We start from the raw sequence: 22,713 nt of genomic DNA, 5'->3' as shown, positions 1-22,713 counted from the left end.
AATTATTCCCCCATTTTATCCATCGTTTTGTTTAGTAATTCATCAACCGTGTTGTTACCAGAGTTGTTGGCGTGCCCCTTCGTCCAGGTAAAGTGCAGCGCAGAGAAACGCGGTAACAGGCCTAAGATTTCCTGCCATAATTGCTGATTTGCGACTGGTTTGCCCGTTGAGGTCCGCCAGTTACGGCGCCGCCAACCGTTTAACCACCCCTTCATGATGGGGTCCAAGACGTAATGTGAGTCGAGGGTTGCCACAATCTTTTTATCCTGCCAACTAAGTTCAAGAAGTCTGTTTAGGGCATTAATTAGCCCCAGTAACTCCATCCGGTTATTGGTACTGCCCCACTCACCACCAGTTCCAGTAAGCCGGCGACCAGCGCCCTCAATGAGGTAAGCCCAGGCAGCCTTGTCAGTTTGCTTGACGTGCTGACCAAGTTTGTTTCCGTGGTTACGTGAGCCACCATCTGAGTACAAGCGGACTTCAGGCTGGTCGGTAGTTTCTTGTTGGTCCCCCAACGCTAACTGCATCTGTTCAGGTTGCCGCATTGACCGTTTAGATGGGGCCGCGAGCCAAGCCTGCGCTTCACTTAAAGTCGAAAAGCCCCGGTAAACTGCACCAGCGTAGCCACTTACTTGTTTTTGACACGCCGGCCATGAATTGTATATTCCCGGCTGACGACCTTCTTTTACGACGTAATATTTTTTTGCCATAGTGCTCCTGCTTTTGATTTGATCTAAGAATAACCGTACCGTAACGCTACTACCATGACTAATATCTATTACAGAATAGTAACTGTTAAGGTTCTGAAAGCCTTCAAACTACATAAGTTAGTAGCATTTTGATGTACGATTTAAGTAAATTTGCCCATTCCGTGCACCAACTTTATCTTTATAATGTTTCTTCATACCTAATAAAAAGCACGAACCCTTAATATTAAAAGGTTCGTGTTTTTCTGTGTTTCCACATTTTTTATATATAAAGGAGAGTACAGGATTTGAACCTGCGCGCCCGCTCTACACGGGTTCGCCGGATTTCGAGTCCGGTGCATTACCACTCTGCCAACTCTCCATCGTCAACTTCTATATTGTATCAGATAAGCCCTGAAAGGTAAAGTGGTCTCCTTAAAAATCCCGTGTCTAGTTAATTATCTGCAATATTATAGGTGGTCTTACCATTTTTGGCACTATAAACCGCCTGGTCAGTGTTGTCTGGGTTAACAATTCGAATCGTGTAATCACCATTCAAAGCAGTCGAAACCTGGCTGGAATTCTTCTTGATCGAATTGGTCAAGTTTGACCACCCCATCTGACTAGCCTGGCTAGGGTCACTTACGATTGCCTTGACGGCTTGAACCGTATTGTCCGCCGTTGGTTTGATCGTATAAGTATTGTTCTCCTTGTTAAACGAAACCGTTCCTAACTTGGAATACCCTTTTTGAAGCTGACGCAAAACAGCCATTTGGTGGTTAGGACTCCCCTGCTGACCACCATTGATTGTGCTGAAGCCATTCGAAAAACTGCTCTGACTAACCTGTTGACTTGAAGAACTAGATTGGTTTGAAACCTGTTGATGCCCCTTAAAGACCGGCAGATTAATTGTCCCAAAAATCACGGCAATTAGACTCAAAACAACAATAACCGTTCCCGACTTCCATTCACGGTAACGTTGCCATGAGTTTGCTAAATAGAAGCCACCGAGAATCAACATCAGGCCGCCAAAAATAACCAAAAAGATCATTGTTAAACTCCTTTTCAAATATCCTTGATATAAAAATAAGGGTGTGACTGTGATGCCTCACCCTCTATTTTTAAAATTCCATCAGTGCCTTAACGTCGTAGTCCTTAACCTTTTCACGTCCATGAAGAGCTTTCAACTCAATCAAGAAAGCACAGCCAACGACAATTCCGCCCATTTCTTCAACCATCTTGATTGTCGCGGAAATAGTCCCACCAGTCGCCAGCAGGTCATCGACAACGAGAACCCGTTGTCCTGGTTTAATTGAATCGTATTCCATCTGCAAGGTTGCACTTCCGTACTCCAAGGTGTAACTAGCACTGATTGCTTTGCGAGGTAGCTTCCCCTTCTTCCGTGCCGGTGCAAAACCAACACCTAATTCACGGGCAATTGGGCAACCAACGATAAAGCCACGGGCCTCAGGGCCTACGACCATATCAACATTCTTATTTTTGGCGTAATCAACCAACTCATCAGTTGCTTGCTTGTACGCTTCACCATTTGCCATCAACGGTAAAATATCCCGGTAGATAATCCCCTTTTCTGGATAATCTGGGATACTGGCAACGTATTTATAAAGGTCTAAAGTCATAACCAGAAAATATCTCCTTTAATCTTCCTTCAGGCACTGTAAAACCCATTTGGCGAGTGCTCCGGCATTACTGTAAAGGAGCGTCTGTTCAGCCTGGTAACGGGCAAGCTGCGCCTGATAGTGGTCCGTTTGTTTTAAATCGGCCTTTTGCGTATTCTTGGCAAGGTTTAAAACACCATTACTAATTGTAACAAATCCTACCTCAGAAAACACATTAATCATCAAATTTAACCGAACTTCATTAATTCTTAAATAACGACTAACCGCTGTCCGCTGGCCTGGCCACTGGATATTTGCCTGTCGAGCCAGAAAACGGTAAAGGGCGGCAAAGTCATCCCGGGTGGGGAGCCCGGCAAGATAAACACTGTTGTTTTCAAACAGTAATAGGCGAACCAGGGCGGGGCTTGCGCTATCCTTTTCGAAGATCTTGGTAAAGGCCGCTAAGCTCTTTGGGCAATCAACAACCGTCACTGCCTTACCAGCAAAGTCAGTCGTGGCCGCCTGGTCAATCGATAGGGCTTTTCCGTCCCCAACGTGAGGTGCAATGTTTTCCCGTAACCGAGTATCTTCGACAACATAGAAGCCCGCTTGGCCAAAATGGTTAGCGGTCAGGTGGCTTGTCCGCTGGTCGAGGATAACTGTCCCCCGGACACGGATATCGGTGAGTAGTAGCTGGACTGTCCGCTTCCCCTGCCATTCATTAACACTCAGCTTAGCAACCAGGTCAACTTGGCCGCCTTGGCCCTCGAGGATTGGTGCCAGTTTTCCCTGGTTAAAGGCAACAACGGTCACCTGACCGTTTAGGGAAAACTTAAGGTGGTCATTGTTTTTTCCCATCGTGCGAACGTCACTGGGCTGGACATCATTAAATTCGAAAATGGGTTCCTCATTACCAGGGCCAAAGGGGCCGAGTTTTTGAATTTCCTGGTACAGTTGCTCATTAACATCCCCTGCCCGCAGCTGGGCATCAACCACCAACGGAATTTGTTTATGGCTATCAAATTGCTGCTTTTGCGCCTCCGCAAGCAACGCCGCCCGCAGTTCGTCAGTCTTACTTAATTCAAAGGATAAGCCACAAGCAGCGGGGTGCCCCCCAAAAGTCGTTAAGAGGTCACGATGAGGATCAAGGGCATCAAAGAGGTTAAAGCCAGCGATACTACGCCCGGAAGCCTTGGCCACTTCACTCCCGTCATTAGCACTGGCAACAATGGTTGGCTTCCCCGTCTGGTCCATGATTCGACTAGCAACAATCCCTAAGACGCCTTGATGCCAGTTATGACCAACCAAGAGAAGGACCGGCTGATCTAGTGCATGGGCTGCCTGCGCACTTGCTTCCCCCATAATTTGGTCAACCAGTTCGCGTCGTTTCTGATTCGCCGCTTCAACCTGCTGGGCAAGCCGGCTACCTGTTTGCTCGTCAACGGTTGTCAGTAGTTCGACCCCGGCATTAGCATCGGCAATACGGCCCAGCGCATTAAGACGGGGGGCAATCGTAAAACCAATGTCGGTGGAGGTCAGCTGTGCTTCATTCACCCCTGCCGCTTGCAGGAGGGCGTGAATGCCGGGACGCATCCCCTGACGCAGAAGTTGGATACCGGCCCCAATCAGGGCCCGGTTTTCATCGGTCACGCTCACAACGTCGGCAATTTCACCAATTGCCAAAAGGTCCAGCATTTCTTCCGGAAATTCATCCTGCAAGGCCCAAACCACTTTAAAGGCCACTCCCACTCCCGATAGGTCAGGAAAGGGGTAATTGCTCCCGGGATAGCGGGGATGGACGATGGCGACCGCGTTTGGTAGTTCCCTCGGGAGCTCGTGGTGGTCAGTCACCACCACATCAACCCCCTGGACCATTGCGTTGTCGATCACGTCTTTTCCACTGACCCCATTGTCAACCGTGATAATGAGCTTTGTGCCAGCCGTAATGATGCGTTGGTAGGCGTCTGCATTGGGCCCGTAACCATCCTTAAAGCGATCCGGAATATAGTAGTCAACGTTTGCCCCAATTTCGTTTAAGGCTTCGTACATGACCGCGGTACTTGTTATCCCATCAGCATCATAGTCGCCGTAAACGGTTATCTTTTCGTTTGCCGCAATCGCCTGTTCAATCCGCTCAACCGCCTTGTCCATGTCATGCAACTGGTGGGAATCGTGAACCGTCTGCAGGTCGGGCTGAAGAAAGGCCTGTGCAGCATCAGCTTCTTTTAGGCCCCGGTTAGCAAGTAACTGCGCCATGGTCGGCGAAACATGTAGCTGACTGCTTAAATCATGGCGGACCTTCTCATCCGCCACTGGCTGAAGTTGCCAAGCATAATGTGAATTAATCATTTCTATCCCTCACATCTATCCAGAAAATAATAAAAGGCGGTGTTCTTCCACTGCCTTTGTCCTTTCCCTTCACGTCTCAGGCAGTTGCACCGCCATCGTCCGCATCCGGGTATTAATTACAGCTCTTGCTTGTTTTGTTGGAAATCAAAGAACTTCTTAATTGCCCAGTCGCCTAGGCCAGGGAAGACTTGGTATGCCCAGCCAAGGTAGGAAACATAGCTGGGAACATTGATTTCTCGCGTCTTGTATCCGACGTTGTTCCATACCCGCCGGGCAAGCTCATCCGCCGAAATAAACATCCACTTTGGTAAGTGACTACGGTAGTTGCCATTGTGGTCTGCCTTATCAAAGAACGGCGTATTAACCGGTCCAGGATTAACCGTCAGAACCTGAACGCCGTAGTCAGCCACTTCCATCCGCAAGACATTATCAAACTGAATAACCCCAGCCTTAGTAGCGGAGTATACCGCACTGTTGGGCGTCGGGATCTTACCGTCCGCCGATCCTAAGTTAATAATGGCTCCATAACCCTGGTTCATCATCTGCTTGGCAACACAGCGACTGATGTACATCAAAGCCAGCAGGTTAACTTCGTTCATTCCCTTCAACGTCTTGTAGGACTGACTAGCAGCCGGAGCGAACTTCCCCAATCCGGCTGAGTTGACCAAGACGTCGATGCCCCCAATTTGGTGGGAGATTTTATTAAGGACCGCATCGATTTCATCGGGCGAAGTCACGTCCATTTGGTAGGCAAATGCCGGCCGACCAGAGAGTAGGAGACACTGTTTGGCAACCGCGGAAACCCTTTCCTTATTGCGGGCAGTTACTACCACAATTGCTCCCCGCTGGGCGGCTTCTAATGCCAACGCCTTGCCAATTCCACTGGAACCTCCGGTGATTAAAACCACCTCGTTTCTTAGGAAACGTAAAGTTTTCACTCTTCTCATCATTGCAACCGCCCCTTTATTTATTAAATGGAATGTCGATGATATCAAAATCGTTGACTACTCGTGTATTCGGGAATACATCCCGGACCTGGTAGGCCAGCTGGTAGGCCGCTTTGCCGGTGTAGCGGGCCGAAATATGGTTCAACAGCAACCGCTTTGCCCCTGCCTTTTTGGCGATTTCCGCTGCTTGGAGACTGGTCGAATGGTAGTAGTTTTTAGCCATTTTGTCCTCCCCCTTGGCAAACGTGCTCTCGTGGACCAGAACATCAGCATCTTGAGCAAGGGTCACCGCGTTAGCTGTCTTCCGCGTATCACCAAGGATAGCAACAATTCTGCCCTTTTGAGGGTTACCGATGAAATCATGGCCATCAAGAATACGCCCATCATCTAGGGTAACCGTCTTGCCGGCCTTCAACTGACCGTAGATTGGACCAGATGGAATGTTCATCTCCCGCAGTTTAGCAACCTGAAGTTCGCCGGGATGGTTCTTTTCAACAACCCGGTAGCCATAGCAGGCAACTTTATGGTCCAACTTTTTTGCAATCACTTTAAAACTACCGTCGTTAAAGACTTCCCCTTCGTGGTCAATTTCCACAAAGTGAAGGGGGTAGCTTAGCCGCGATTCACTGACCTGTAATGCCGTCACCACAAAACGCTTAATCCCCACTGGCCCATAAACGGTCAAGGGCTCGTGCCCTCCTTGAAAGGAGCGCGAACTCAATAAACCAGGAAGGCCAAAGATATGGTCACCATGCAGGTGGGTGATAAAGATTTTCTCAATCTTCCGTGGGCGAATCGTTGTTGACAGGATTTGGTGCTGGGTGGCCTCACCACAGTCGAATAACCATATTGCGTTGCGTTCTTCCAGTAGCCGTAGTGCCACACTAGATACATTCCGCTGTTTACTTGGCGATCCCGCGCCAGTTCCTAAAAATTCAAGTTGCATTATATTCCCTACCTTCTGAACACACAATTACTGAATAAATTCAAAGACAAACTTTCTGATCCTTACCAGGTCGCCATCCTTAACCCCACGTTCACGGAGGGCATCGTCAACCCCCATCTGCCGCATTTGCCGGGCAAACCGTAGCTGACTTTGCTCGTGATTAAGGTCCGTCATATCAAAGAGATGGAGTAACTTAGTACCACCAAGGACCCAGGTGCCGTCTTCGTCCCGACTGATCGTGAAGGCTGGCTCCTTATCTTCTTTGTACTCCTTCCCGGCCGCTTCATACTTAGGAGTAAGTTTTTCATCATGACTCTCGCTGTCAAATGCCGGCGTCTGGTCTAAGAGGTCGGCCGTCAGTTGCATCAGCTGTTGGATCCCCTGGTGCTTAACCGCCGAAATTGGAAAGACCCGGGGAGTTTCTTCCAGCGTATCGTCCGTTGCTAACTGAGCCTTAAAATGTGCCAAGTTCTTTTCCGCGTTTGGCATATCCATCTTGGTAGCGACCACGATCTGGGGACGCTTTAACAGTTCTGGATCATAGTTAGCCAGCTCGTGGTTAATTTGGCGGAAGCGAGCAATTCCCTGATCCGCGTCCTCGCTACTCATGTCAACCAGGTGCAGAAGGACCCGCGTCCGTTCAATATGCCTTAAGAACTGGAGTCCCAAGCCAATCCCCTTTGAAGCGCCCTCAATTAGTCCGGGCATATCAGCCATAGCGAAGTCCCGACCATCAGGCAGCATAACCATTCCCAGGTTCGGGACCAGGGTGGTAAATTCATAGGACGCAATTTTGGGCTTTGCACCAGTAACTACCGATAAGAGGGTCGATTTACCAACGGATGGAAAGCCAATCAAGCCTACGTCGGCCAGCATCTTCAGTTCCAATTCCAGGTAGCGGTCCTCACCGGGTTCACCGTTTTCGGCAATCTCCGGTGCGGGATTCTTGGCACTAGCGAAGTGGATATTACCGCGACCGCCACGACCGCCCTTGGCAATTACCAATTCTTGACCCTTTTCCACCAGGTCACCAATGATTTCCCCAGTATCAAGGTCCCGAACAGTCGTCCCCTGAGGTACAGCAATGACCGTATTTTCAGCGCTTGGCCCCGTCATCTGCTTATTCATCCCGTTACCGCCATTTTTGGCTTTAAAAATCCGGTGGTAACGAAAGTCCATCAGGGTCCGTAACCCCTCGTCGACTTTTAAAATAATACTTCCGCCGCGACCGCCGTCACCACCGGCTGGGCCACCATTAGGAACGTACTTTTCCCGGCGGAAGGCTACCATTCCGTCGCCACCCTTACCGGCATGTGCTTCAATCTTGATTTGATCTACAAAGGTATTCATGTTTATTTCTCCGATCTGTAATCTATATACTACCTAGTATATTTTAAAAATGAGGGACCGTCAAAATCAATTGTGACTGCTTCCCTTCGCCACTTCTGCGTTCTTTTGAAGGGAAACCTTAATCAGTTGGGCGGTCGGCCGGTTAATACCCAGAGAATGAATCTCATCAACTGAAGCCTGGGCAATTTTGGTCACCGAACCGTATTTCTTTAACAACTTCGTTCGGGTCCGCGGGCCAACCCCCTTAATCTCGTCCAAACGAGAACTCAAGGAGTGCTTGGTATGAACATTTCGGTGGAAGGTAATTGCGAACCGGTGGACTTCATCTTGAATCCGCTGAACCAGGTAAAAGCCCTGACTTCGGGGGTCCAGGTTGACATGCTGGTCCTCATCACCAAACAAGAGGTCCGCGGTCTTGTGCTTGTCGTTTTTGACCATTCCCACAACCGGAATATCCAGGTCAAGTTCGTTTTCTAAGACGTCCTTAACAGCGTTCATTTGGATATCGCCACCATCCATGAAGATCATATCCGGCATTGGCTTATTTTCACGCAAAAGGCGACTGTAGCGCCGCCTGATTACTTCCCGGGTACTAGCGGCCTCATCCGCATGGTTAATGACCGTCTTGAGCTTATACTTACGATAGAGCTTCTTTGCCGGTTCCCCGTCGATGAATACAACCATCGCACTCACTGGGTCGGCTCCTTGGATGTGGGAGTGGTCAAAGGCCTCAATCTTGTGGCCAACCGGTAACCCGAGGGCGTCAGTAATCTCTTTCATGGCGCCCGTCGTCTTCCCCTTATCCATTTCTAAAAGGCGGAATTTTTCGTCAAGGACCAGGCGGGCGTTCTCTGCCGCCATCGCCATTAGGTCACGTTTTTCGCCCCGCTTGGGGGTCCGGACCGGCACCCCGAGGATTTCACTGATTTCCTTATTGGGGAGGCCCTTGGGAAGGAGAATTTCCTTAGGCAAGATATTATTTCGCCGGTTATAAAACTGAAGGATGAAGCTGGTCATTTCTTCAATCGCCGTATCGACCACGGGAAAGAGCCGCTTTTCCCGCTTCATCAACCGCGCCTGACGAATGAAGAAGACCTGAATCGATAGCCACCCCTTATCCATGTAAAAGTTAAATAGGTCCCGCGGAGTCTTGTCGTTGGAAATAATCTTCTGTTTTTCAACTGTGACTTCAATGTAGTGAATTTGGTCGCGGATTTCCGCTGCCCGCTCAAATTCGAGGGCTGCCGCAGCCTTATCCATCTTTTCCGTCAACTGCCGTTTGACTGTCGCGGTGTTACCGTTCAAGAAGGACTTAATCTTCTTGATTTGCCGGTCGTACTCTTCTTGGGGAACCTTTTTAAAGCAGGCCCCGAGGCACTGCCCCATATGGTAGTACAGGCACGGCCGTCCTTGGTAGCCGTTACACCGCCGCAGCGGGTAGACCTTTTGGATAAAATTAACCGTTTCTTCCGCTGCATAGACGTTAGGGTAAGGTCCGAAGTAGTAGGCCCCGTCCTTCTTGATTTTGCTGACGATTTTAACCTGGGGGTCGCGCTCATTGGTAATTTTAATGTATGGGTACCCCGTCCCCCGTTTAAGTTTGATATTGAAATAGGGTTGGTGTTTTTGAATCAGGGTAATTTCCAGCAGGAAAGATTCTTTATTGGTCGATGTAATAATGGTTTCAAAGTCGGCAACTTCAGAAACCATTTTAGCAACCTTACCCGTGTGGCTACTTTTAAAATAGGAGCGAACCCGATTTTTCAGATTCTTGGCCTTGCCAACGTAAATAATCTGTCCATTGATGTTCTTCATCAAATAACAGCCGGGCTTATCCGGCAGTAATGCTAATTTGTGTTCAAGATAATCGCTTGCCATCATAACCCTCCGTAAGAAATGCTAGTATAATATTATAATTGAAGAGACTAGCAGATGGCAAAAATTGTGACTGCTTCCCGGTCATTTATTTGCAGATTTAATCTTGCCTATGCTATGATACACAAAAAAGGAGCGAGTAGAATGGGTTTAGTTACCAGACGAAGTGAGCAACTGGACCGACTTTTCGACCAGTTTGCCATTGATCCGAAGAAGAAACTTCCTAAGGATAAAAAATCTAAAGAAGACCAAGAAAAAGAAAACAAGGTTGAGAAAAAGTAACTATATTTAACAAAAGGGTGAGACCAAACTAGCTTGTTAGTTTGTTTTTCGACGCGAAGCAAGTCTTTAGAAAGCAAAAAGAGGGCTCTAGTGTTCGGACCTTTCCGAACGCTAGAGTCCTTTTGTGTACTGTGCTGTAGCATTTTCAACTATATAGGAGGCCTATGTCACAACAATCTTTTCTGTTCTCAGGTGTTATGCAGCCATTGAAAAGAGTGTGCTCTTACCGGCGCCTTCCCTGCTTCTATTCGTTAACCTGCTTTTTGAAACCAGTAGGATACCGCTTATTTAATTCAGCGATATTTTCGCTCGCCACTTCGTCAAACGGGATATCGGCCCACTCAGCAATTTGTGACAGGTACCACAAAACATCACCCATCTCGTGAATAAGCTCCTGGCGGTCGAGCTTCTGTCCCCGAAAGGCATAGTTCTTAACTAAATCCACCACTTGCCCTGACTCACCTGCTAAACCAAGGGCACAGTTCGTCAAGACCTGCTCATTACCATAAAGCGTTCGTTTGGCTGCATTTTGGTATTCGTTAAAGTTCACTTCTCGCTCACCCCCGTTTGCTTTTCTATCCACTCCCAGACGGCCACTTGGCCATGTTTCTTTACCGCTGAAAAAAGAATCAAGGGTGTTTGTTTATCTAAGCCTAATGTCTTCTTAACCAAGCTTTCCTGCCGGTTCCAGGCGTTGCCCTTGACTTTATCAATTTTTGTGGCCACCACCAGAGTTGGGACATTGTAGTACTGGAGCCACTGGTACATACTGATATCATCATCAGTTGGGGCGTGCCGACCATCAACTAGAAGAATTGTTCCCCGTAACTGTTCCCGCTGGGTCAAGTATTCCTCAATCATTTGGCCAAACCGCTCCCGCTCCTTTTTAGAAACCTTTGCGTAACCGTAGCCCGGAACGTCAACAAAGTAGAGCTGGTCCTCAACATTATAGAAATTCAGTGTCTGGGTTTTACCTGGCTGGCTGGAAGTGTGGGCAAAATTACGCCGGTTAATTAATACGTTCGTCAGTGACGATTTGCCGACATTGGAACGACCAACCAGGGCAATCTCCGGGTAATTGGTCTGCGGATACTGGGCCGGTCGAACCGCACTGATCGTCAAGTCTACATTGTGAACCTCCATCGTTGGTTGCCCTCCTTTACTTACGAGGCTTGTTCGTTTTTCATAATGTACTTGGGCTCAGTGTGGTGCGTAACACAACGCTTGTCAATCACCACTTTGGCCACGTCACTACGACTTGGCAGGGCAAACATAACGTCCTGCATCACGTCTTCAATGATTGATCGTAGTCCCCGGGCACCGGTATTCCGTGCAATCGCCAGTTTAGCCATTGCACGAAGGGCACCTTCCGTAAAGCTTAATTCACTGCCATCAAGGCGAATCAGTTCTTGGTACTGCTTTACCAGTGCATTCTTAGGTTCAGTTAAAATCCGGACGAGATCATCTTCATCAAGCTTTTGTAATGCCGTCATAACCGGCAGGCGGCCAATAAACTCCGGAATCAGGCCGAATTTTAACAGGTCCTCTGGAATAACGTGCTGCAAAATGTTCTTTTCAGTAATGTTATCCCGCTCTGCGGAGCTGGTCCCAAAACCAATCGTTTTTTCACCGACCCGTTCCTTAACAATGTTTTCGATTCCGTCAAAAGCTCCACCAACGATAAAGAGAATATTGCTCGTATCAACCTGGATAAATTCCTGTTGGGGGTGCTTCCGACCACCCTGAGGCGGAACATTAGCGATCGTTCCTTCAAGAATCTTTAGCAGGGCTTGCTGAACCCCTTCACCGGAAACATCTCTGGTAATTGAGACGTTTTCGCTTTTCTTAGCAATCTTATCAATTTCATCAATGTAAATAATGCCCTTTTCGGTACGATCAACATCAAAGTCCGCCGCCTGGAGAAGCTTCAAGATGATATTTTCAACGTCCTCACCAACGTATCCGGCTTCGGTTAAGGTTGTCGCATCCGCAATAGCAAATGGAACATTCAGGATCCGAGCCAGGGATTGGGCTAAGTAGGTTTTTCCCGAACCAGTTGGGCCAATCACGGCAATATTACTTTTTTGTAGTTCCGTATCGTTATTATCACCGGTGACCATTGCATTAACCCGCTTATAGTGGTTATAAACGGCAACCGCTAGTGTCTTCTTAGCATCACTTTGGCCGATTACGTAGTCGTCAAGTTCCTTAACAATCTCTGCCGGTGTTGGGACGCGAAAAGTGTTCTTAGCACCATCTTCGGCTAATTCTTGCGTGATGATTTGCTTGCACAAGTCAACACATTCGTTACAAATATAAACGCCTGGTCCAGCTACAATTTTTTTAACTTCATCCTGTGACTTACCACAGAAGGAGCAGTGAATTGAATCCATATCACTGGTATCTTCAAACATTTATAAACCTCCTCTAAAACTTATGAAACCATCATACCAAAATTTTACCGCGAATTCGAATATTCTGTTCGCTATTGTGAAATCCGCTTAAAAATAAAAAGGTTCCCAACATTCGATAGTTCGAACACTAGGAACCCTTTTACAAGAAGTATTGATAATCTACCAATGGATATTACTCCACCAGTTAGTTACCCTACTTGTCGGCCTACTTGTCGGCCTTCTTATCATCTGTCTTAACTTGCTTTGCGGAGTCCGCAACCAAGTCAACGGCCTTCTTAATCTTGATATCATGACTCAGCATGTCCTTAGACAATGCTTTTTCAACAGCATCTTCTTCCATGCCGTATTGCTTTGCCAAGTCTTTGATTTCATCCTTAATTTCGTCGTCGCTGGCTTCAATCTTAGCATCATTAACGATTGCTTCCAGAACCAGGTTAGTCTTAACCCGTTGTTCAGCATCCTTAGCGAATTGCTTCTTCAGGTCTTCTTCCTTAGTACCAGTGATTTGGAAGTACATCTTAGGGCTAATTCCCTGTTGTTGCATACCGGCAAGGTATTGTTGCATTTGCCGATTGGTATCTTCATCCAGCATTGCTTGTGGGATGTCTTCAATTTCGGCATTGGCAACCGCCTTTTCAATAGCAGCGTCTTCGATGGCGCCCTTAGCTTGGTTGTCCTTTTGTTCTTGAAGTTGCTTTCTGGTCTTGTCCTTTAGTTCATCCAAAGTATCCACGTCTTCGTCAACATCCTTGGCAAAGTCGTCGTCCAAGTCTGGCAGTTGCTTTTCCTTGATTTCGTGAACCTTAACCTTGAAGGTTGCGTCCTTACCAGCTAAGTTCTTTGCATGGTAATCCTTTGGGAAGGTGACCTTAACATCAACATCGTCACCGGTGTTGTGACCAATCAATTGGTCTTCGAATCCTGGGATAAAGGAACCGGAACCTAATTCAAGGGAGTAGTTATCGGCAGAACCACCGTCAAATTTCTTGCCATCAACAGTTCCTTCGTAGTCGATAACAACGGTGTCGCCCTTAGCAGCTGGCTTATCTTCCTTAAGAACCAATTCAGCTTGTTGTTGACGCTTCTTCTCAATTTCAGAGTCAACATCAGCATCAGAAACAGTCGTGTCTTGTTCAGGTACTTCCATCCCCTTGTAATCGCCAAGCTTAACTTCTGGTTCAACCGCCACTTCAGCAGTTAAAGTCCAAGGTTGACCCTTTTCCATGCTCTTAATATCAATCTTTGGTTGATCAACCGGCTTGATTCCAGTTTCTTTAACAGCATCACTGTAGGCAGCAGGCAATACCTTGTTTAAAGCATCTTGGTACAAGGATTCTTCACCGTACATTTGGTTAAAGATTTGACGAGGAACACGGCCCTTCCGGAAACCAGGAACCGTAATCTTCTTCCGGGTTTCATTAAATGCTTCGTCAATTCCCTTGTTAATAGTATCGACATCAATTTCAAAAGTCAATGTCCCCTTGCTGGCATCGCTATCGCGTTCCCATTTCGCTGACATTTTATTTCCTCCAATAACAATCAATTTGACCATTACTCTATCAAGTTGGTCTTTACATACTTTATTAGTTTACCGTACGGCTGGTACAATTGCAACTAAATGGGCGTTTTCCGGCCCTGATTTCCCATAAAATTTAAAAGAAAAAAGATCCGGATAAACCGGACCCTTTAATTAGCCTGACTAAAAATTAGTCTAAGACTTCGGCTACCACACCGGCACCAACAGTGTGTCCACCTTCACGGATGGTGAACTTCAGACCCTTTTCAAGGGCAACTGGCTTTTGAAGGTTAACAGTGAAGGTAACGTTATCACCAGGCATAACCATTTCAACGCCATCTGGCAATTCAATCGTACCAGTAACATCAGTAGTGTGGAAGTAGAATTGTGGACGGTAGTTGGAGAAGAATGGAGTGTGACGGCCCCCTTCTTCCTTGGTCATAACATAAACTTCACCCTTGAAGTTCTTGTGGGTTTGGATCGAACCTGGTTCTGCCAGAACTTGACCACGTTGTACTTGATCGTGAGAAATACCACGAAGAAGGATACCAACGTTGTCCCCAGCTTCACCAAGGTCAAGAGTCTTGTGGAACATTTCCAAACCAGTAACAGTTGACTTCAGAACATCTTCAGTCAGACCAACGATTTCAACTTCGTCACCGATCTTAACAGTACCACGGTCGATACGACCAGAAGCAACAGTACCACGACCAGTGATAGTGAAGACGTCTTCGACAGGCATCATGAATGGCTTGTCAGTAGGACGCTTTGGAGTTGGGATGTAATCATCAACAACATCCATCAAGTGAAGGATAACCTTTTCTTGTTCTGGGTCACCTTCAAGAGCCTTGAGGGCAGAACCACGAACAACCGGAATATCATCACCAGGGAAATCGTATTCGTTAAGAAGGTCCCGAACTTCCATTTCAACCAAGTCAACCAATTCATCATCGTCAACTAAGTCGGTCTTGTTCAGGAATACAACGATGTACTTAACACCAACCTGACGAGCAAGAAGAATGTGTTCACGGGTTTGTGGCATAGGACCATCGGTAGCAGCGACAACCAAGATAGCACCATCCATTTGGGCAGCACCAGTGATCATGTTCTTAACGTAGTCGGCGTGACCTGGAGCATCGATGTGTGCGTAGTGACGCTTTTCAGTTTCGTATTCAACGTGAGCAGTGTTGATAGTGATACCACGTTCCTTTTCTTCTGGAGCGGCATCGATATCAGCGTAATCTTCTTCCTTTGCCAGACCCTTAGCTGCCAGTACCTTAGTGATAGCAGCAGTTAAAGTAGTCTTCCCATGGTCAACGTGGCCAATAGTACCAATGTTTACATGGGGCTTTGTACGTTCATAATGTTCTTTTTCAGCCATTAATGAAAACCTCCTGATAATTTACAAGTATAATGCCAGCTGTTTCTTTACGAAATAACTGACACACCCTTATGTGTATTGTACTACTTCTTTTCGCCAATTGAAAGCTTTTGTATCAAAGGCTTGAAGAAGAATTCTTAAATATCATATCAACTATCTAACGATTTGTAAATAATATTGTTAATGTTTTTCACTTAAATCATCAATTATCTTTGTCAAGCTGTCTTGGAGCCGAGCTAGCGGGGTCTTTTCGCCCTCCTCATTTCCGGAAATCGTATCAATCAGGTAGTTAATCCATTCAGCTGGTGAAGTTATTTTCTCATCGATCAATGGGTAAAGAATCATTAGTTGTAACTGTAGCTCTTGGCTTGCTAGTTGAAACTGGGTAGGATTCTTACTCCCCAGCCGTCTGTTAAGCTCCTGACGGAGTTCCTTGACAGTTAAAAGATCATCAATTGCTTGCAACCGGCTGGGGTTAATTTGGTAATCCCGTTTGTCAATCCACCGTAAGGTAACTACTTTATTGACCGCCGCCTGGCGCAGGGTATCAATTATCGACGCCTTGATCAGTTCATGGGTAAACGGGTCACGCAAGAGAAACTGAGCACCAATGAGGTAGTCGTTGAGCGGTAGCTGCTGTGCTTCACTAAGCCGCTCCTGCTGCTCACTCAAGGAGCAATCACCAAGGTGATAAAAGGAACGAAGAAGTGTGTGAATCGTTGCCCGATACTTTTGGCCGGCAACCATCTCCGTTTCTTCAACATCCCTTCGTAAAGTGTTTTGCCAAGTGGTTGGCAATTCGACAATGAATTGACGAGCCGCCATATATGATTGGTTGTGCAACATTAAACGCACCGCCAAACGGGCTTCGTTAAACGTCTCCGTGAAAGCTAATGGCTGCTCAATAAAGTACACAAATGCCCGTTGGTACTGTCTTGCTTCATAGAAGGCACGGACCAAGTGGCGACTTACATCATCGTTTGGTAATTCATTAATCAGGTCTTCTAGGATAGTAGCGCCATCTAGCCACTTTTCTTCCGTCATCAAATGAAGTGCCTTCTGATATTTCTCACTTTGTTCTTTATTCATTGTTTCCTCCTTAGTCCCTCAAAGGAGCACTTTTTCTTCTTCAAGGCAACAAATGAATGTATTTACCTTTCCCTAATAAAGTAGGAAAGACTGAGAAAAAGCGAAAGTTCTTCTCAGTCTCCAACATATATTTAAGTGTTTATTCACTACTACTTTGGGTGGTTCTTATTTTCATTTGCCGCCTGATGTTTGCGCCCACGACCCCGACCGCGGTGTTGTTTTTTCTTTGTGGCCAGCTTTTTCTTTCTTCCCCTTATTTTCAGGTGTTTTTTTAGCCTTTTTCTTGGCATGCTGGTTGATTTCCATGATTACCGGCAGAATCACCGGGTGTCGTTTGGTCTGATCAAATAAGAAGCGGTTGAGTTTCTCACGAACATCTTGTTTAAGGTGTCCCCAGTCAAACTCCTTCTTGTCCAAATTATCTTGAACAACTTTTTCAACCAAGTCGGCACTTTGCTTCATCAATTGCCGGTTAGTCTTTACAAAGACAAATCCGCGGGAAGTAATCTGTGGCCGGGCAACGATTTTCTTCTTCTTTCGATCAATAGTGGCCACAACCACGAAAATCCCGTCTTCAGAAAGAACCCGCCGATCACGGAGAACAATATTACCAATATCGCCGATACCGGTACCATCAATCATGGTGTTACCCACATCAATGTGTTCACCCACGTGGAATTCACCGTTCTTGTAATCGAGGACATCCCCCTTATTAGTAATGAAGATGTGGTCGGCAGGAACACCGACTTCTTCAGCTAGTTGGGCATGCCGGTCAAGCAAGCGGTATTCTCCCTGGATGGGGATAAAGTACTGCGGCTTCATGAAGTTTAACATCAACTGTTGATCATTTTGGTTAGCGTGGCCGGACGGGTTAAGGTCATCCGAAATAAACTTTACCTCAGCCCCGGTCCGGTAAATCATGTCCTTAGTCTTTTGAACTTCCGTTTCCTGAGCATAAGATGGGGTTGTCGTCACGAAGACCAGGTCACTATCGCTCAGCTTGATCTTAGGATTATCACCATTGGCAATCTGTTGCAGGGACTTAATTGGTTCACCCATCTTCCCCGTTTCCAAAATTACTACTTGGTTCGGCTCAAGCTGGTCGGCCTCCTTCATACTGATTAACAGGTCCTTAGGTAGCTTCAGCTTGCCTAAGTTCATCGCCGTGTCAATAATCTGCTCAATGTCACTTCCGGACAAAACTAGCTTCCGATTAACCGCTACGGCAGAGTTAATAATTTGCTGAACCCGCAAGATATTAGAAGCGACACTGGCAACGATAATTCGACCATCCTGGTATTTAAAAGTCTCTTTGATATATTCACCAATATCTTTCTCCCGGGTTGAGGCACCGGTAATCCCTGCGCCTGCTGAATCACTTAGGAGCGCAAGGACACCCTGGGAACCCACTTCCGCCAGCCGGGCCAAGTCGGTTTGATAGCCCTTTGTAGCCGTTTGATCAAACTTGAAGTCACCGGTATAAACAATGTTGCCTTCATCAGTACCCACAACAATTCCAAGGGTTTCGGGAATCGTATGAGTTGTCTGGAAGAACGAAACGGTAACATCATCAAAGTCAATTGCTGTTGCTTCATCAACAACGTGAAAGTCGCTAAAATTTTTAACTTCTTTATGCTTTTTAACGGCAAGCTTAGCCAAGGCAATTGTCATCTCGCTCCCAAATACAGGAACATTAAAGTCCATTAAGAAGTATGGTAAAGCACCGATTGAATCGGCGTGACCATGGGTCAGAAACGCCCCCACAATCTTATCTTTATGCTTACGAAGATATTCCCAATCAGGGATCACGACATCAATCCCCATCAGTTCATTTTCCGGGTACTTCAAGCCAGTATCTAAAATGAAGATTTGGTCATTAACTTCAACAGCATACATATTCTTACCATTTTCACGTACCCCACCAAATGGGATAATTTTAATTCTACTCATTAACTAATATGGCTCCTTTATTTAATTGTGTCTCACTGCTTAATTGGCAACGAGAATTTATTTCGATCCTAAATAACTATTAATATCTTACCACATTCAATGTTAACTATGGGAACCAAAGCAATTTAAACTAAAAAAGCACCCCATAAATGGGGCACCCTTAAAACTGAAATTACCGACGTAATCCCAATTCCTTAATCAACTCACGGTAAGCAGGAAGGTCAGTCCGCCGCAAGTAAGCCAAGAGGTTACGACGGTGACCAATCTTCTTCATCAGACCACGTTGTGAGTGGTAATCGTGCTTGTGAGTGCGAAGGTGTTCGTTCAGTTCGTTAATATCAGCGGTTAGTACTGCTACTTGAACTTGGGTAGAACCAGTATCGCCTTCGTGTGTTGCAAATTGCTTAATGATTTGATCCTTACGTTCTTTAGAAAGAGCCATGATCAATTTCCCACCTTTCAAAATTATATATGCCTAGTTCTAAGTACGACGTCGGTGAGGATCGTCAAACTGAGAAGAGGCAGGACACTAAACGTCTTTAATACTATACGTCATTTACCCGATGTTTGCAACTTTTTTCGTCAATTGCCGTGCTATTACCGGTAAACTATTGCAATAAGGCCCAGTCTTTTGTATAATGACAAATGTTGAAAATTCTGGTCAACTGAATACCGGTTATCGGAGGTGAATCTCATGCCAATTATTAAATCAGCGATCGAACGTGTTAAGACTAGTGAAAAGGCCGAAGCACGTAACGCTTCCCAACTAAGCCACATGCGGACCGCTATCAAGAAGTTCGACAAGGCCAAACTTGCTGGCGAAGGTGACCTTGATCAATTATACAGGGACGCTATTTCAGCAATTGACCGTGCCCACTCAAAGGGTCTTATCAAGGCTAATAAAGCAGCTCGGGATAAGTCCCGTCTCTCTGCTCGTTACAACAAGTAGTGAGTTTTTTGTTAAGGCAACTTGTGTGAAGTTGCCTTTTTTCTTTCTTCAACATACACCAAAAGGCCAACAGGTTTCTGCTGGCCTTTTTTCTATACCTTAAATTCTGATTAGCGTTGACTATACTTTAACATAAAAAGTTGGAAGAGAAGCTCGGGATCGCGTTGGGTAGTCTTTAATGATCGCTCAATATTAATTAAGCCAAGATAGGCATTCTCTAATGCCGTCATCGAAAACTGTCGAACAGTTCTTAGGCCCAATTTTACCCGGTATGGGTGAACATTTAGTTGACTCGCCATACTCCCCTGACTCAGGCCCCGATGAGCAAGAACCTTAAGCTGAATCAGCAGGCGGAATTGGCTTACCAGCACGGCATTTATTTGCAACGGTTGCTGTTGTCCCGCCAGCAGCTGCTGGTAGAGACTTAAAGACCGTGGTTGGTCGTGCCTTAATACCGCCGTAACCAGGTCAAACACGTTTTCATCAAGGGACTGTGGCACTAAATTCTGTACCATCGCCGAATCAATATGCTTCTCTTGGTAAGCAAGGATCTTTAATTTTTCCACATTTGCTTTCATTAGTCCGTAGTCCGCATTGGTCCGTTGGACAAGCTCATCCATTGCCGCCTGGCCGATGCTGAACCCCGCCGCTTTTAACTCGCGGACGATTTGCTGTCGTGCCTTTCGTTCATCTAATGGCGCAGCGTCAACCACTACCGCACTTTTTTTCAGTTCCTTTACAATTTTCTTTCGTCCATCGAGTTTCTCATATGGTGCCAGAAACACTAACGTTGTCGACGGCTCAGGATGTTGAAGGTACGCTAAAAGGCCGGGAATATCATGGTCAATTTTCCCCTTTCCCCTTTCGTTAGTTAAAAAGAAAGGTTTATTGACTAACACTAGGCGCCGCTTCCCAAAGAAGGGCGCCGCCATTGCATCATCAAGCGCCGTTGCGATTGGAGTTGTTTCCATGTCGTAGCGGCCAACATTCATGACCCGTTGTTCAGGTGGAACCAGCTTAATGAACTGCCGGACCGCTTCATCTAAGAGAACTTGTTGGGTTCCTAATACCAGGTACACCATCGCCGGTGTTTTCGTTTTTAATTGCTTAGTGAGTTCGGCAACGTCCATTTTAGCTCGTCTCCCCTTAATTTAGTCTGCCACTTTCCACTTTGGCCGCGATAATTGTATTTTATCATCCCATACTGCTGGGTGGAAAGTGGTCTTATACTTCTGCACTTTAATTCTTCAACAACATCGTCATTGGGGTGGTGATATCGGTTGAACCGACCAGCGGAAATGATCCCAATTTGGGGACGCAGGGCATCTAAGAACTGAGGGGCACTAGCGGTCCGACTCCCATGGTGCCCTAATTTAAGGACGCCAATCCGCAAATCAGGATAGCGTTGTAAAACAGCTTGTTCACCCTGACGATCTAAATCGCCGGTAAAAATAAATGACTGTCCACCAAAGTTACCGGTTAAGACCATTGAGTCCTCATTCTTACCCGCTCCCCGATTAAAGGGGTGAAGTATTTTCAGCTCTGGGTCCACTTGGTCATGGTCAGTAACTCCCCGAAGCTGTCCCGTGAAGTGACCATCATTCAACCGTTTAATTAGCTGTGTCTGCCCTTCCATTCCCGCTGGAACAGCGATCTTACGCACCCCCATTTCTTTTAGGAAAGTCGGCAAATAGCCAATATGATCCGCATCATGATGGCTAAGGTAAATCGTGTCAATGGTTGTAATTCCCTTACTTTTCAAATAACTGATTGTTGCCCTTTTAGCACCATCACTACGCGTCTTCATTCGTGCCCATTGCGGCTCTTTAAAATTCAATTTTCCCCCGGTATCAATCAGCATCACCCGCCGATTAAAGGGGGTCCGAACTAAGATACTATCACCTTGACCAATATCAACAAAGGTAACTTCCCCCGTGAGCGGAAGATGAATTGTCATGAAGCATACCGTGTAGGCGACAAGTAAGCACCCATATTTCTTGAACGATGGTCGTTCAAGAAGCCAGAGTGTCAAAATAAAAAGGATAAGGGCCCAGACTAGCGATGGTTTCCCAAAAGGGATCATCCCCGGAAAGTGTCCAACAGTACTTAAAAATTGCTGAAAAATGATCAGTACCTCGTTAGTAAACTGTCCAATCAGGGGGAAGCAGCCATAGGTAACTGCGCTGACCACCACCAGCGGAAAAATAACGACAGAAAAGAATGGGATCATAACGAAACTTGCAAAAAAGCTTAACCAGTGTACCTCATAGACATTCGCTAATATCGACGGTAAGCTCACGAGACTAAGCCACCAACACCGCTTAAAACTACTTACCCGGGGATTAATCACGTGAAGAACTAATGATAATAAATATGTCAGTTGCCCACCCAGGTCTAACAGTAAATAGGGGTTCCAAGCCATACCAATAAGAAGACTGATTGCCCACCCGTCCAAGGAGTCGATTTTTAGCATTCGGTGGCCAAGAATAAGCTCCATCATAATTACCGCCCGAATAAGGCTGACTGAGCCTCCACCAATTATTAAATAAGCTGGTAAGAAAAATAATAAACACCGGTTAACCATTTCCAGGTCGAGCCACAAGTAAGTTGCGGCCATTCGCACCAACGTAACCAATAGGACAACGTGCATTCCAGAGATACAGAAAAGGTGAATAATTCCCAGCCGTTTTGCATTTTCCATCAACTCCCCATTGTCCTGGGTTTGCTCGCCAATTACCAACTGTTGACAATAACTGGCGAGTGGTCCGGGCATCCGGTTAAAAAACGTAATTAGTTGCCGACGGATGACGTGGCAGGTAACTGCAACGTTATTCCGGCGCAACGGTTGAATCGTTTTAACCTCTTTGATACGAAGTTCATTGCAAATTCGTCGCTGATTATAGTAGCGCTGGGGATCAAATTGGTTATCATTGGTCGCTGGAATAATGGGTTGCCGGTCACCCGCTACCTGCCAAACCGTTGGTAGTTTTGAACCAGTAAAACGAGATAACTCTTCTGGCGTCCGTGCCCGAACCATTGCGGCATCCTTTTGCTGCGTGTCAGGATAGCGAGCCGTTAAAAAGACTAAACTCCCATTATGCCTAACCTCGTCTGGATAGACGACTATCCGCCAGGTTCCTGTTTGCACATCATGAAGTGTATGGGTACCAACCCAGTAGTTAAAGTATCCCGTTAAAAGGACTAGTCCAAGAGCGACCAGAGTGCTTATCACAAGAACCCGTCGTTTACGTAATTTAAAAATACGCCAGAAAAGATAACCAGTTATCAGAAGAAGCCACTTATTTTCTGCCGCAATTGCCGTTGCTAAAGTTCCCGCCAACATTGCCGGGAAAACCCAGT

Annotated in this window: 19 protein-coding genes, 1 tRNA gene and 1 pseudogene; 2 read left to right on the top strand and 19 right to left on the bottom strand. The window is 46.4% G+C overall.

Annotated features, from left to right (window positions below; translation table 11 throughout):
- Positions 1-2: 2 nt before the first annotated feature.
- The 9 genes from KZE55_RS04370 to uvrC all read right to left on the bottom strand — a co-directional run bounded on the left by KZE55_RS04370 (position 3) and on the right by uvrC (position 9,775).
- On the bottom strand, positions 3-710 hold the full coding sequence (locus KZE55_RS04370) for a ribonuclease H family protein (protein WP_222259569.1): 708 nt from the start codon (positions 708-710) through the stop codon (positions 3-5).
- A 269-nt stretch (positions 711-979) separates the two neighbouring features.
- Positions 980-1,068 (bottom strand) — tRNA-Ser (locus tag KZE55_RS04365).
- Between the two features lie 72 nt (positions 1,069-1,140).
- Complete coding sequence (locus tag KZE55_RS04360) at positions 1,141-1,737, bottom strand: membrane protein (protein WP_047769102.1); 597 nt, start codon at positions 1,735-1,737, stop codon at positions 1,141-1,143.
- Between the two features lie 70 nt (positions 1,738-1,807).
- Complete coding sequence (locus KZE55_RS04355; protein ID WP_222259567.1) at positions 1,808-2,326, bottom strand: adenine phosphoribosyltransferase; 519 nt, start codon at positions 2,324-2,326, stop codon at positions 1,808-1,810.
- An 18-nt stretch (positions 2,327-2,344) separates the two neighbouring features.
- Positions 2,345-4,654, bottom strand: coding sequence for a single-stranded-DNA-specific exonuclease RecJ (recJ, locus tag KZE55_RS04350; protein ID WP_222259565.1), 2,310 nt, complete (start codon positions 4,652-4,654; stop codon positions 2,345-2,347).
- 116 nt (positions 4,655-4,770) lie between these two features.
- Positions 4,771-5,604 carry an SDR family NAD(P)-dependent oxidoreductase gene (locus KZE55_RS04345; RefSeq protein ID WP_222259563.1) on the bottom strand — a complete coding sequence of 278 codons (834 nt, stop codon included), beginning with the start codon at positions 5,602-5,604 and terminating at the stop codon, positions 4,771-4,773.
- Positions 5,605-5,617: 13 nt separating this feature from the next.
- Positions 5,618-6,547: a ribonuclease Z gene (gene rnz, locus KZE55_RS04340; RefSeq protein WP_222259561.1), complete on the bottom strand. Its 930-nt coding sequence runs from the start codon at positions 6,545-6,547 to the stop codon at positions 5,618-5,620.
- Between the two features lie 27 nt (positions 6,548-6,574).
- Entirely contained in the window at positions 6,575-7,897 is a 1,323-nt protein-coding gene (gene obgE, locus KZE55_RS04335; protein WP_222259560.1) for a GTPase ObgE, read from the bottom strand.
- 66 nt (positions 7,898-7,963) lie between these two features.
- A complete protein-coding gene (uvrC, locus tag KZE55_RS04330) occupies positions 7,964-9,775 on the bottom strand; it encodes an excinuclease ABC subunit UvrC (RefSeq protein ID WP_222259558.1) in 1,812 nt (603 codons plus the stop codon).
- Between the two features lie 141 nt (positions 9,776-9,916).
- Between uvrC and KZE55_RS10230 the strand changes: the two genes are divergently transcribed.
- Positions 9,917-10,054 carry an SPJ_0845 family protein gene (locus tag KZE55_RS10230; RefSeq protein WP_261313315.1) on the top strand — a complete coding sequence of 46 codons (138 nt, stop codon included), beginning with the start codon at positions 9,917-9,919 and terminating at the stop codon, positions 10,052-10,054.
- A 244-nt stretch (positions 10,055-10,298) separates the two neighbouring features.
- Here KZE55_RS10230 and KZE55_RS04320 read toward each other — a convergent pair whose 3' ends face one another.
- The 8 genes and pseudogenes from KZE55_RS04320 to rpsO form a co-directional block, all read right to left on the bottom strand.
- A complete protein-coding gene (locus KZE55_RS04320) occupies positions 10,299-10,604 on the bottom strand; it encodes a nucleoside triphosphate pyrophosphohydrolase family protein (RefSeq protein WP_222259556.1) in 306 nt (101 codons plus the stop codon).
- Entirely contained in the window at positions 10,601-11,197 is a 597-nt protein-coding gene (yihA, locus tag KZE55_RS04315) for a ribosome biogenesis GTP-binding protein YihA/YsxC (protein WP_222259554.1), read from the bottom strand. The genes KZE55_RS04320 and yihA overlap by 4 nt, the downstream gene beginning before the upstream one ends.
- Positions 11,198-11,217: 20 nt before the next feature.
- On the bottom strand, positions 11,218-12,468 hold the full coding sequence (gene clpX, locus KZE55_RS04310; RefSeq protein ID WP_222259552.1) for an ATP-dependent Clp protease ATP-binding subunit ClpX: 1,251 nt from the start codon (positions 12,466-12,468) through the stop codon (positions 11,218-11,220).
- A gap of 205 nt (positions 12,469-12,673) precedes the next feature.
- Entirely contained in the window at positions 12,674-13,987 is a 1,314-nt protein-coding gene (gene tig, locus KZE55_RS04305; protein WP_222259550.1) for a trigger factor, read from the bottom strand.
- Positions 13,988-14,174: 187 nt separating this feature from the next.
- Entirely contained in the window at positions 14,175-15,365 is a 1,191-nt protein-coding gene (tuf, locus tag KZE55_RS04300; protein WP_222259548.1) for an elongation factor Tu, read from the bottom strand.
- Between the two features lie 180 nt (positions 15,366-15,545).
- Positions 15,546-16,454, bottom strand: a complete 909-nt coding sequence (locus KZE55_RS04295; RefSeq protein ID WP_222259546.1) for a hypothetical protein — start codon at positions 16,452-16,454, stop codon at positions 15,546-15,548.
- Between the two features lie 149 nt (positions 16,455-16,603).
- Positions 16,604-18,404: pseudogene (locus tag KZE55_RS04290) on the bottom strand (ribonuclease J).
- Positions 18,405-18,576: 172 nt separating this feature from the next.
- Positions 18,577-18,846, bottom strand: coding sequence for a 30S ribosomal protein S15 (gene rpsO, locus KZE55_RS04285; RefSeq protein WP_003711721.1), 270 nt, complete (start codon positions 18,844-18,846; stop codon positions 18,577-18,579).
- Positions 18,847-19,098: 252 nt separating this feature from the next.
- Between rpsO and rpsT the strand changes: the two genes are divergently transcribed.
- A complete protein-coding gene (gene rpsT, locus KZE55_RS04280; RefSeq protein WP_222259544.1) occupies positions 19,099-19,353 on the top strand; it encodes a 30S ribosomal protein S20 in 255 nt (84 codons plus the stop codon).
- 110 nt (positions 19,354-19,463) lie between these two features.
- On the opposite strand, the gene holA is transcribed toward rpsT, so the two are convergent.
- On the bottom strand, positions 19,464-20,483 hold the full coding sequence (gene holA, locus KZE55_RS04275; RefSeq protein WP_222259542.1) for a DNA polymerase III subunit delta: 1,020 nt from the start codon (positions 20,481-20,483) through the stop codon (positions 19,464-19,466).
- Positions 20,453-22,696, bottom strand: a complete 2,244-nt coding sequence (locus KZE55_RS04270; protein WP_222259540.1) for a DNA internalization-related competence protein ComEC/Rec2 — start codon at positions 22,694-22,696, stop codon at positions 20,453-20,455. The genes holA and KZE55_RS04270 overlap by 31 nt, the downstream gene beginning before the upstream one ends.
- Positions 22,697-22,713 lie beyond the last annotated feature (17 nt).

The sequence above is a fragment of the Limosilactobacillus panis genome (genome assembly GCF_019797825.1).
GTDB classification, from domain to species: Bacteria; Bacillota; Bacilli; order Lactobacillales; family Lactobacillaceae; genus Limosilactobacillus; species Limosilactobacillus panis_A.
This window is presented reverse-complemented; position numbering and strand designations above follow the sequence as displayed.

Excerpts from the sequence above, each read along its gene's own strand:
- KZE55_RS04370 (WP_222259569.1), bottom strand. The coding sequence starts at position 710 with ATGGCAAAAAAATATTACGTCGTAAAAGAAGGTCGTCAGCCGGGAATA.
- KZE55_RS04360 (WP_047769102.1), bottom strand. The coding sequence starts at position 1,737 with ATGATCTTTTTGGTTATTTTTGGCGGCCTGATGTTGATTCTCGGTGGC.
- KZE55_RS04355 (WP_222259567.1), bottom strand. The coding sequence starts at position 2,326 with ATGACTTTAGACCTTTATAAATACGTTGCCAGTATCCCAGATTATCCA.
- recJ (WP_222259565.1), bottom strand. The coding sequence starts at position 4,654 with ATGATTAATTCACATTATGCTTGGCAACTTCAGCCAGTGGCGGATGAG.
- KZE55_RS04345 (WP_222259563.1), bottom strand. The coding sequence starts at position 5,604 with ATGATGAGAAGAGTGAAAACTTTACGTTTCCTAAGAAACGAGGTGGTT.
- rnz (WP_222259561.1), bottom strand. The coding sequence starts at position 6,547 with ATGCAACTTGAATTTTTAGGAACTGGCGCGGGATCGCCAAGTAAACAG.
- obgE (WP_222259560.1), bottom strand. The coding sequence starts at position 7,897 with ATGAATACCTTTGTAGATCAAATCAAGATTGAAGCACATGCCGGTAAG.
- uvrC (WP_222259558.1), bottom strand. The coding sequence starts at position 9,775 with ATGGCAAGCGATTATCTTGAACACAAATTAGCATTACTGCCGGATAAG.
- KZE55_RS10230 (WP_261313315.1), top strand. The coding sequence starts at position 9,917 with ATGGGTTTAGTTACCAGACGAAGTGAGCAACTGGACCGACTTTTCGAC.
- yihA (WP_222259554.1), bottom strand. The coding sequence starts at position 11,197 with ATGGAGGTTCACAATGTAGACTTGACGATCAGTGCGGTTCGACCGGCC.
- clpX (WP_222259552.1), bottom strand. The coding sequence starts at position 12,468 with ATGTTTGAAGATACCAGTGATATGGATTCAATTCACTGCTCCTTCTGT.
- tig (WP_222259550.1), bottom strand. The coding sequence starts at position 13,987 with ATGTCAGCGAAATGGGAACGCGATAGCGATGCCAGCAAGGGGACATTG.
- tuf (WP_222259548.1), bottom strand. The coding sequence starts at position 15,365 with ATGGCTGAAAAAGAACATTATGAACGTACAAAGCCCCATGTAAACATT.
- KZE55_RS04295 (WP_222259546.1), bottom strand. The coding sequence starts at position 16,454 with ATGAATAAAGAACAAAGTGAGAAATATCAGAAGGCACTTCATTTGATG.
- rpsO (WP_003711721.1), bottom strand. The coding sequence starts at position 18,846 with ATGGCTCTTTCTAAAGAACGTAAGGATCAAATCATTAAGCAATTTGCA.
- rpsT (WP_222259544.1), top strand. The coding sequence starts at position 19,099 with ATGCCAATTATTAAATCAGCGATCGAACGTGTTAAGACTAGTGAAAAG.
- holA (WP_222259542.1), bottom strand. The coding sequence starts at position 20,483 with ATGGACGTTGCCGAACTCACTAAGCAATTAAAAACGAAAACACCGGCG.
- KZE55_RS04270 (WP_222259540.1), bottom strand. The coding sequence starts at position 22,696 with ATGTTGGCGGGAACTTTAGCAACGGCAATTGCGGCAGAAAATAAGTGG.